11 protein-coding genes and 1 tRNA gene are annotated in these 9,835 nt (G+C 61.8%); 5 read left to right on the plus strand and 7 right to left on the minus strand.

The features are described 5' to 3' along the window. Positions 1–4: 4 nt before the first annotated feature. Positions 5–676 (minus strand): DUF8185 domain-containing protein, encoded by a 672-nt coding sequence (locus ACTU6U_RS06935; RefSeq protein WP_443468412.1) that lies wholly within the window; start codon positions 674–676, stop codon positions 5–7. A 48-nt stretch (positions 677–724) separates the two neighbouring features. On the opposite strand from ACTU6U_RS06935, the gene ACTU6U_RS06940 reads away from it, so the two are divergent. Further along, entirely contained in the window at positions 725–1,612 is an 888-nt protein-coding gene (locus tag ACTU6U_RS06940) for an acyl-CoA thioesterase (RefSeq protein WP_443468413.1), read from the plus strand. Here the strand turns inward: ACTU6U_RS06940 and ACTU6U_RS06945 are convergent. From ACTU6U_RS06945 to ACTU6U_RS06960, 4 genes are all read right to left on the minus strand, one after another. Further along, positions 1,609–2,079 carry an acyl-CoA thioesterase gene (locus ACTU6U_RS06945; protein ID WP_443468439.1) on the minus strand — a complete coding sequence of 157 codons (471 nt, stop codon included), beginning with the start codon at positions 2,077–2,079 and terminating at the stop codon, positions 1,609–1,611. The genes ACTU6U_RS06940 and ACTU6U_RS06945 overlap by 4 nt on opposite strands. 19 nt (positions 2,080–2,098) lie before the next feature. After that, positions 2,099–3,778: an energy-dependent translational throttle protein EttA gene (gene ettA, locus ACTU6U_RS06950; RefSeq protein WP_417511630.1), complete on the minus strand. Its 1,680-nt coding sequence runs from the start codon at positions 3,776–3,778 to the stop codon at positions 2,099–2,101. A gap of 58 nt (positions 3,779–3,836) precedes the next feature. Next, positions 3,837–4,328 (minus strand): DUF6993 domain-containing protein, encoded by a 492-nt coding sequence (locus ACTU6U_RS06955; RefSeq protein WP_443468414.1) that lies wholly within the window; start codon positions 4,326–4,328, stop codon positions 3,837–3,839. Between the two features lie 81 nt (positions 4,329–4,409). Continuing rightward, positions 4,410–4,907: a single-stranded DNA-binding protein gene (locus ACTU6U_RS06960; protein WP_443468415.1), complete on the minus strand. Its 498-nt coding sequence runs from the start codon at positions 4,905–4,907 to the stop codon at positions 4,410–4,412. Positions 4,908–5,100: 193 nt separating this feature from the next. Between ACTU6U_RS06960 and ACTU6U_RS06965 the strand changes: the two genes are divergently transcribed. The 4 genes from ACTU6U_RS06965 (at position 5,101) to ACTU6U_RS06980 (ending at position 6,963) form a co-directional block, all read left to right on the plus strand. After that, entirely contained in the window at positions 5,101–5,370 is a 270-nt protein-coding gene (locus ACTU6U_RS06965) for a hypothetical protein (protein ID WP_443468416.1), read from the plus strand. Between the two features lie 163 nt (positions 5,371–5,533). After that, a complete protein-coding gene (locus ACTU6U_RS06970) occupies positions 5,534–6,388 on the plus strand; it encodes a tyrosine-type recombinase/integrase (RefSeq protein ID WP_443468417.1) in 855 nt (284 codons plus the stop codon). A 7-nt stretch (positions 6,389–6,395) separates the two neighbouring features. Then, positions 6,396–6,467, plus strand: a tRNA-Arg gene (locus ACTU6U_RS06975). A gap of 31 nt (positions 6,468–6,498) precedes the next feature. After that, entirely contained in the window at positions 6,499–6,963 is a 465-nt protein-coding gene (locus tag ACTU6U_RS06980; RefSeq protein ID WP_443468418.1) for a hypothetical protein, read from the plus strand. A gap of 116 nt (positions 6,964–7,079) precedes the next feature. On the opposite strand, the gene ACTU6U_RS06985 is transcribed toward ACTU6U_RS06980, so the two are convergent. Both ACTU6U_RS06985 and ACTU6U_RS06990 read right to left on the minus strand, forming a co-directional pair. Continuing rightward, entirely contained in the window at positions 7,080–7,382 is a 303-nt protein-coding gene (locus ACTU6U_RS06985) for a hypothetical protein (protein ID WP_443468419.1), read from the minus strand. Between the two features lie 43 nt (positions 7,383–7,425). Beyond that, on the minus strand, positions 7,426–9,543 hold the full coding sequence (locus ACTU6U_RS06990; RefSeq protein WP_443468420.1) for a DUF7927 domain-containing protein: 2,118 nt from the start codon (positions 9,541–9,543) through the stop codon (positions 7,426–7,428). Between the last annotated feature and the right edge of the window lie 292 nt (positions 9,544–9,835).

The following is a 9,835-nucleotide window of genomic DNA, read 5'->3' on the forward strand; positions in this document are numbered from 1 at the left end:
CTGGTCAGCCGGCGGAGGAACCCGTCGATCGCACAGCCGTCAGCCCGCTTGCGACCGGACCACGCGAAAGCACATGTCCGCGGCGGAAGGCAAGGCGCGTCCATCGCCCCGAGACCGTCACCGGCACCTGCTCCTCGCCAGAGATGAACCCGAAAGCGTGCGCGGCGAACGCGATGCCCCGAGGAAGCTCGCCAAGCTCTTCGTCAGGCTCGCCCCAGATAGCTGCCCGCAGTGCACGGACGGCTTCTTCGCCTGCTCCCGGTGTCGCGCCGCGCGCCACCGCAGAGATGCCCCACTGCGCGCGAGTGGCCACCGCAGCAGCTTCGAGGTCGCTCTTCTGCGCCCAGCCACCGCGCGGGGGCGCGACGCCTGCCCACGCCGGAGACCTCCCGGTCTCGGGAAGGATCAGCTGGCGATCATCGTCGTGGTCAGCCGTGAGCTCATCGACGACGATGTCGCACTCCAGCTCGGGATCAGCGTGGACGATGCGCATCGCCAAGATGGACGGCGTCTGGTCGAAGAGCCCCTGCGGTGCGAGGGCGGCAGCGGTCATCGCTAGTACGCCTCCGGACGCTTGGAGCCGGATGCCGTCATCCGAGATCTGGTTCGCACGACCGAGAAAAGTCAGGACGTCCTTCGCGGTGTCGGGGTCAGAGAGAACGAGGCGTGGCTGCACACGTTCTAAACTACCAAGGACGCAATCGGCGTCATGGAAGGGAGCGCCATGAGCGCCGATGCGCAGGCTCGAGCAGCCGTCGACCATCTCCTCGACGTTCTCGATCTTGATGAGAGTCAGGCCAGGACCACTGAAGACATCTTCACGGGTCGCTCGCACGGCATGCCGACCGGACGGATCTACGGTGGACAGGTTCTCGGACAGTCGCTGCTGGCCGCGGAACGCACTATGCCTGCCGATCGCGCCGCGCATTCGATGCACGGCTACTTTCTGCGTCCCGGGGACTCCTCCCAGGGCGTCACTATCGCCGTCGACCGCATTCACGACGGCCGGTCATTCTCCACGCGTCGCGCACAGGCCTATCAGAACGGTGTGCCGATCTTCTCGATGATCGCGTCGTTCCAGGATGACGCACCCGGTCTCGAGCACGCCGCGCCCATGCCCTCTGATATTCCTGCGCCGGAAGATCTCGTCTCAGACGACGAGCTCCTCCACGGCGAAGCACGATGGCTCAAGAATCGTCCGGCGGACATTCGACACATCCAGTCGCCGATCTATCTCGTCGCCGACGGCGAGCTCAGCCCGCACCAGGCCATCTGGATGCGGCTGCGATCGCCCATGCCCGATGACGCGCGGATGCACCGCGCGGCGTTGGCCTACCTCAGCGATATGACGATCCAGGAGTCGATCCTGCGTGCTCATGGCATCGCCTGGTCGACGCCGGGGCTGAAAGTCGCAAGCCTCGACCACGCGATGTGGTGGCACCGTCCTGCGCGGGTCGATGAGTGGATGCTGTACGTGCAGAAGTCAGCGAATGCGCGCGGTGGGCGAGGCCTGGCGACCGGCCGGATCTACACGCGTGAAGGTGTACTGGCTGCGAGCGTGTCGCAGGAGATCATGATCCGCGTGCCTGACGCGCCGGGAGCAGCAGACTAACGTCGATGCGCGTAGGTGACGGGGTCTCCGAGGTACGGCGCCCACACCTGTCGCATCTCGTCTGCCACGCGGGTCGGCCGCCCCGTCTGGGCATCGACGAGCACGACGATGGCGGTTGAGCGCGCGTAGAGCACACGCTCGGCGTTCGTGGGGTCGTTGAAGACTTCATAGCAGACTTCGACGCTTGATCCGCCGATCTTCGCGAACCACATCTGCACATCGAGCGGACGACGCTGGTACGGCACAGGGGCGAGATACTCGATCTCCTGGCGGGCGATGAGGGTGAGGATTCCCTGGTCGATCCCGGAATCCAGCACTGCGGTAGCGGGCGCATCCTCCCCCGGTGCCGCCCTCCAGAAGGCGCGCACGCGAGCCTCTTCGAGAAGCTTGAGCATCGAGGTGTTGTTGACGTGGTTGAACGCGTCCAGATCTCCCCATCGCAGGTGGATGGGGAGATGCAGACGCATTCCGGTGCCTGTCGAGTCGTCAGTCACGCGTGAGCTTGCGGTGCGTGGAGCGGTGCGGGTTTGCAGCATCCGGTCCGAGACGCTCGATCTTGTTCTGCTCGTAGGACTCGAAGTTGCCCTCGAACCAGTGCCACTTGGCAGGGTTCTCGTCCGTGCCCTCGTAGGCGAGGATATGAGTCGCGATGCGGTCAAGGAACCACCGGTCGTGCGTGATGACCACAGCGCAACCAGGGAACTCGAGTAGCGCGTTCTCGAGCGAGCTCAAAGTCTCGATGTCGAGGTCGTTGGTGGGCTCGTCGAGGAGCAGAAGGTTGCCGCCTTCCTTGAGCGTCAGCGCGAGGTTCAGTCGGTTGCGCTCACCACCGGAGAGGACACCGGCCTTCTTCTGCTGATCCGGGCCCTTGAATCCGAACTTGGAGACGTATGCCCGAGAGGGGATCTCGGTCTTGCCGACCGTGATGAAGTCGAGCCCGTCGGAGACGACCTCCCACAGGTTCTTGTTCGGGTCGATGTTCGCACGCGACTGGTCGACGTAGCTGATCTTGACCGTCTCACCGATCTTGAGATCGCCGCTATCGAGCGGCTCGAGGCCGACGATGGTCTTGAACAGCGTGGTCTTTCCCACGCCGTTGGCGCCGATGATCCCGACGATGCCGTTCGGCGGAAGGCTGAAGCTGAGGCCGTCGATCAGTACACGATCGCCGAAGCCCTTCTTCAAGTTCTTGGCCTCGATCACGACGCTGCCCAGGCGAGGGCCGGCAGGAATCTGAATCTCTTCGAAGTCCAGCTTCCTGGTGCGCTCGGCCTCAGTGGCCATCTCTTCGTAACGGGCCAGACGAGCCTTCGACTTGGTCTGGCGTCCCTTGGCGCTGGAGCGAACCCACTCGAGCTCATCCTTCAGGCGCTTGGCGAGCTTGGCGTCCTTCTTGCCCTGGATGGCGAGACGCTCGCCCTTCTTCTCGAGGTAGGTGGAGTAGTTGCCCTCGTAGCCGATGAGTCGCCCACGGTCGACCTCAGCGATCCACTCTGCGACATTGTCGAGGAAGTACCGGTCGTGCGTGATGGCGATGACGGCACCCTTGTACGCCTGCAGGTGCTGCTCGAGCCAGAGAACGCTCTCGGCGTCGAGGTGGTTGGTGGGCTCGTCGAGCAGAAGAAGGTCCGGCTTCTGCAGCAGGAGCTTCGCCAGTGCGACACGACGCTTCTCTCCACCGGAGAGCGGAGCGATCGCGGCGTCGGCCGGCGGGGTTCGCAGTGCATCCATCGCCTGCTCGAGCTGGGAGTCGAGGTCCCAACCGTCTGCGGCGTCGATCTCTTCCTGCAGCACGCCCATCTCGGCGAGCAGGGTGTCGAAGTCGGCATCCGGATCTGCCATCAGCGCAGAGATCTCGTTGAAGCGGTCCAGCTTCGCCTTGATCGCAACACCCTCTTGGATGTTCTCCAGCACATTCTTGGACTCGTCGAGCTCGGGCTCCTGCATGAGGATTCCGACGGTGAAGCCGGGCGTGAGCTTCGCCTCGCCGTTCGAGGGCTGATCAAGCCCTGCCATGATCTTGAGGATCGTCGACTTACCGGCACCGTTCGGGCCGACCATACCGATCTTCGCTCCGGGAAGGAACGACATGGTCACGTCATCGAGGATGAGCTTCTCGCCCACCGCCTTGCGCGCACGAACCATCGAGTAGATGTACTCAGCCACCGAAAAACGCTCCTTAGCTAGCCGTCGAGGATCGACACTCCAGCCTACCGGCTCCGGATCACCAGTCGATCGGCCTGGTGCTGCCTACGAGGCATCGTCCTTCGGCGAGCTGATCCATCACCATCGTCACCGGATTCCCGGTCGACGGCCCGACCTGTCCGACCAGACATTGCGCGTCACCCCAGCGCACCGAGAACTGCATGCTCTCTACCGCGTGCCCCACTGTCGTGAGGTCCTGGGTGACCTGCATCGCAGATTTATCGAAACCGGCGGCGACGAGCGCGTCGATGTACGCACGCCCAGAAGAGCTTCCTGATGCTGCCCACACCTGCGCGGTGACTGCCTCGAAAATGGGCAGATTGTCTTCGGCTGTCCCATCAGGATGGAACACCGGCCCCTCCGGCGTGGGTTCCGCCGTCGCGGTCGACACCGCTGTCGGCGTCGGCGTTGGAGCCGGTTCAGGCGCACACGCGGTGAGTGCGAGCCCCAGAGAGATCAAGACTCCGGCGACGACGGCATAGGGACGTGAGTGAGCAGGTCGACGGGGCACGCTCCGATCCTATGTGCGCACCCCGTCAAACGCTGCCAGATTCTTCTCATCCCAGCGTTGACATGCGACACATCGCTGGCCTCATGTGCGTACCGCCCATTCGTCTTCGGCTGCGAAGCTGTCCGATCCCGCGCCCGCTCCGTCGCCATCAGGGATCTCATCCTCAGCAGGGGCGGCATCGGCTTCTCGACCCTCAGTCGGCGCCACGTAGGCTGCGCCAGCCGGACGGGCCTTGGCGAAAGCGCTCGCGCCCCAGCGCAGATCGTGGCCGATCGTCTCGGCATCGATATCGGCGCTCATCCCCTTCTTTCCGCCGCTCTCCCATTCGCGGAGTCGCAGCTTGCCGGTGATGATCACACCATCGCCCGTGCGCAGCGACGCCTTCGCGTGCTCGGCGAGCTGGCGGAACGCCGAGACGTTGTACCAGTTGGTGCCAGTTTCAATCCAGCTTTGCGTCTTGGCGTCGTAGCGGCTCTGCGGACTTGCGACGCGAAAGTTCACCACGGGAACTCCGCCCGGGGTCTGGCTGCGATTCGGATCGCCTCCCACGCGACCGAGAATTGTCACAGTGTCGTTCATCTTTTCTCCTTTTGGTGCCGGGGCTCGCCCGGGTGCTCTCAGAGTGCACCTCAGGGACCAAGTGAGATCGGCCCAGAACCACGTTCGGTGGAGAACTCGCACGAATGCCCGATCAGTGGAGAAAAGGAGACTTCCGCAGCACTCCGTGCAATGTCAGTGGCCGGTCGTACTGTCGAGGCGAAAGGAGAATCTGATGTCACAGACCCAGCACGCACTACTGCCCGCACTCCCCTATGCCACGCCACGCCTCACTTCGAGCCGTGAACGGCTGATCCGGGCATCCGCCCATCTGTGGCGAGTGCAGAACGATGACGACCGCGTGCTCGGCCATCTGCGGATCGTCTCCGACCCGATGGGGCTCAAATATCGTGCAGAGCGACTTCACCTCGCAACGGGCACATTTCGCCTGGTCGGTGATTTCTGGTGCGCAGACGACGCGGTCTGTGCACTGCGCAATGGATGAGGTGCCCCCGGCAGGATTCGAACCTGCGACCGACGGATTACAAAGCGGCAGTTTCAGATCTCGCTGATTTCCGCACGCGGAAAGCCGCTCGGACCGCATGAGCACTAGCTCCGATCGCTGGCTATCCCTAGTCTCCCGAGAAACATCTCAACAGGGAGACGATATGGACGACGAAGCCTTCATCGTGTACTGGACCAGCTATCAACATGCCTCCGGGTCGACCACGAAGAGCATCCGAGAACGGGTCTATGTTCTGCGCGGCATGCTCAATCGCACCGGGAAGACCTTGCTCACAATCAACCGTCACGATCTCGTTCGCGATCTCGGCAGGCCTGGTATCGCTGCCTCGACGAGAGCACATTACAAGTCGATGATGTACGGGTTCTTCACCTGGATGCAGGAGGAAGAGTTCCGCCTCGACAATCCCGCAGCGCGCCTCCCAAAGGTGCGAGTGCCGAAGGTTGAACCGGACCCGGTGACCACTGCTGACATCGAGCACATCCTCCATTCAGGCATCTACCGGCGTACCCGCATGTGGGTGCTGCTGTACTCCTACCAGGGCATGCGTGCAGCTGAGATCGCCGCAGTATCAGGATCATCGATCGACTGGCGCAACAAGCGGATCTTGTCCGTCGAAGCCAAGGGTGGCAAGGAAGTGTGGCGGCCACTCCACCCCGTCACTTGGGAGCACCTGCAGACGTGGAAGACGTCCGGCTGGCTGTTCCCCTCCCCGACCCGTCTCGGCGAGCACGTTACCGCAGCGAACGTCTCCAACGTCTTGTCGAAGGCTTTCAAGCGCGCCGGCGTCCCGCATCGTCCTCACCAGATGCGTGCCTGGTTCGCAACCGAAATGATCGCAGCTGGCACGCCCACCATCGTTGTTGCTGCAGCGATGCGCCACAGTGATACTCAGTCCGTCGAACGGTATGTGAAGGTTCGGGACGAGAAGATCGAGGAGGCGATGCTGACGTTGCCTTCCATCCGAATTCCGGAGAGGTCTGGTCGGCGGGTAGCCTAGAGTGGTCGCCTCCTTAGCTCAGAGGAAGAGCATCGGCTTTCTAATCCGCAGGTCACTGGTTCGAATCCAGTAGGGGGCACCGTTAGATCGAGTCGCGCTATCATTGGGTTATGGCGAGGGATAAAGATCGATTGGCAGCGCTACAGGCCGCGCACAGAGCGAAGAACTTCCGACTGTTCGTGGAGTTCCTCTCGGAGCATCCGTGCGTGGACTGCAGCGAAGCCGATCCGATCGTGCTCGAATTCGATCACCTTCCCGGTGTCGAGAAGCGGTTCAACATCAGCACAGCTGTCACGGGGTCTACCCGGTCATGGGCGCTGATCTTGTCGGAGATCGAGAAGTGCGAAGTGGTGTGCGCGAACTGCCACCGCCGTCGCACGGCGAAACGCGCGAGCCACCGCAAGCACCTCATCGATGCAGGCGTGTTTGAGCATCCTGTCCCTCTCGCGCCTGGCAGGCGGGTGGTGGGCCACGGCCAGGGCCTGAAAGGTAAGCACAACTGCCCGTGCGATTTGTGCCGGAACAAGCGCCGCGAGTACGCCGCGGACCGTCGCAAAGCTCAGCGCTCCTTCTAATCCGTCGGTTACGCGTTCGAGTCGTGTCGAGGGGACCGCCAGCGCAGCGTAGACGTACGAAATCCCCCGGACAGCCATAGTCGGCCATCCGGGGGATTCTGTCACTTCTGAGGGGCTTACAGGTCTTCGCGGTGCTGAACGTTGCGGGAAGATTTCGCCGCGTTCACCATGGCTCGGATACGTGTCGCCACCGCGTCAGCACGCTGGATCGGTTGAGCGACATGCACCGTCCCGTCCTGCATCGCAAGCGAGACCTTCCCACCAGTAAACGCGCTCTCCGACGACGAGACATCACGCACACGGTACAGCTCGACGTGCTGCGAGCTCTTCGTGACCATGCCGGTGCGGATGGTGAGCGCGTCAAGCTGCGAGAACAGCTCGTCCGTGTCGTCGCGGAAGCAGACGGACGGTGAGTCCACGCTAAACCGAGTGGACCCACCGTCATCGCTTATCAGGTCACTGTCATTCCACGCCTCGCCGCCTGACCCGGCTCGCCGCGAACAGCGCAACCCCGAGCAACAGCACGGCTGCACCGCCAACACTGAGCCAGATCGGGGCATCCCCACCTGTCGTGGCAAGGCCCGCCCCACCACTCGTCGCTGGGCCCGTTCCATCACTCGGCGCTGGAGGCGTCGTCTCACTTGGGGCCGGCGCAGCGACGGGGTGCACAAAACTGTGGCATTCTGTGCCGTCGATATCGCCGGCGACACAACCGTCCATCCATGCCTCCGGGACCTCAGTGAGAGGTTCACCGTAGTATGCGCGGAAGTGATTGCCCACGTTTGCGTCTCCATGCTTTCCGTAGGCGTTGACCACTACCGTGTAGGTGAACGTGGCCTCTTGACCGACGTCGAGGTCGAAGCCCGCCAACAGCCGAGCATTGTCCCCATCACCAATCGCCTGGATGGGAGCCCCACCCCCGTCCGTTACGGTCAGACCGTCGGCACCGATCACCGTATACCCGCCTGTGCCACTGGTAACCACCGCAGGCTGAACGGACACCTCAGCGTCGTCTAGGACGCCGTCGAGGTTGTTGAACCATCCGCCGAATCCGGGACCAGTTCCAGTGTTAATCGCACGAATCGTGTACGTGATCGTGTCACCGGGCGCGACAGTTGCCCCGTGAGGAACACTCACTTCAGAGCTGATCTGGATGTCGGCAAACAATGCGTATCCGAACCATTCAACCTCAGCGTGAGCAAGTGCTCCCGTTAGGACAGAGTCTCCCTCCACAGAGAAAACCGTCTGGTACTCCCGCTCATCTGTGGTCACCTCGAGGTCCCCGGCACAAACATACACATCACCGGGCGCAAGCGTAACGTCCGTGAAATCACAGTCAAGATTCACGACACCATTGCCAGCGACTACCACGTCATCGACAGCAAGGTTCTCAAGACCGACGTTGCCGTTGTTTGTGATGCGGTAGTACACCCGGTGATCGCCAGGCGTGAATGTGGTCCCAGGGGCTGCATCCGCAAGTGGGACGAAACTATCATCCTGCTCAACTAGTGCCTCAACGCGAAGCGAGGGGCCTTCAACTTCGCCCGCGCCGCCGCCTGAGCCGCCCAGCGTACGGGTTTCCGTAGTGAACGTCGCCGAGGTCCTCGTCGTACCGTCCGCGAGGACCGTGCGCGAGCGCTCGCTCGACCTGAACTGAAGAGAAACATCGCGGTCACTGACGTCAGATCGCGCCGAGACCACGTATCGCACACCCGACACAGGGTCCGGCTTGATGAAACGAACTTCAATCCCGTCGACTGGGTCACATTCGGTCACTACCTCGTAGACCGAAGGGTCGGTTACGGGGCGAAGGATGTCATCCGCTGCGTCCCAATCTGGAACGGGGCCTCCGTCGTACTCACGAATTTGAACCGTTGAACAATCGAAGGTGTGATTCCCAGACACAGAAGGAAGTATTCGAACGGTGCTCTCAGTCCATGCGGTGTTCGGGGAAACAACCAGGGTTTCCAACGCCTGACGAGTCTCGATCGTGCCTTTATCCGCTCGAGTGAAGCGGTTGAAGATCGGCCACCGGACACCGGATGGGGCAACAGAGGCACGAATATCAAGACTCGCATGGAACTCAGCCCCCCCGTTCGTGAAGACAAGATCGTAGACGCGTGGGTCGGTGTCGGGGCCACCGGCGATCATCGGGAAACGTGCGCTGAAATCAGTGCTCAGATGCGTCTGTGCGTAATCCGTAAAAGTCAGAATCACGCCGGTGCCATCGGCATTCATCGCTACATCAGCGATCTTTGAACCATCGCTCGCTGTAAGCGCGAAAGGAACTAGACCGTCGTCGCCGAAATGGAGAGGCGTTGGTAGCGTCAGTAGTGAGGTGTCGCCCGCTTGAACATCGGGGCCGATGGTTCCTGAAAATCCCACCCATACGGGAGCACCTCGATATGAGAACTCATCCCCGATCGAAGGCGTAACCGTCACTTCATCAATCACCGGAGTTGCGACCTCCGCTGCTGAGGCCACAGTCGCCCCAGAAAACAACACCACAAAAGCCGTAGCGGCGGCGATAAGCCTTCCGAAAACCTTCGGCCCCCCTCGTGAACGTTTGTACCTCTTCAAAACAATCTCCTCCTACCCATGAACTGATCGAGCTTTGACTTGAACATAACCATTTTCGGTTGAAGAATCACGAAAACTACAGCGAGATATCGACGCTGTGCGCAAAATTCATGACATCCGCATCAACTTAATGCATAGTGCTCAACACAGGCGTGGTCAAACGATCCACCTCTATGAGACGGCCAGAGTACGGGTTCATTACGCGGGAACAACAAAACGGCCCCTCTAGCCCGCCGTGATGGCGAGCGGGACTGCTGACGGTTTAGTTGACTCCAACGCTGTGAGGATTTCG

Origin of the sequence: Microbacterium zouquanmingi, from assembly GCF_052266695.1 — a bacterium.
Lineage (GTDB): Bacteria > Actinomycetota > Actinomycetes > Actinomycetales > Microbacteriaceae > Microbacterium.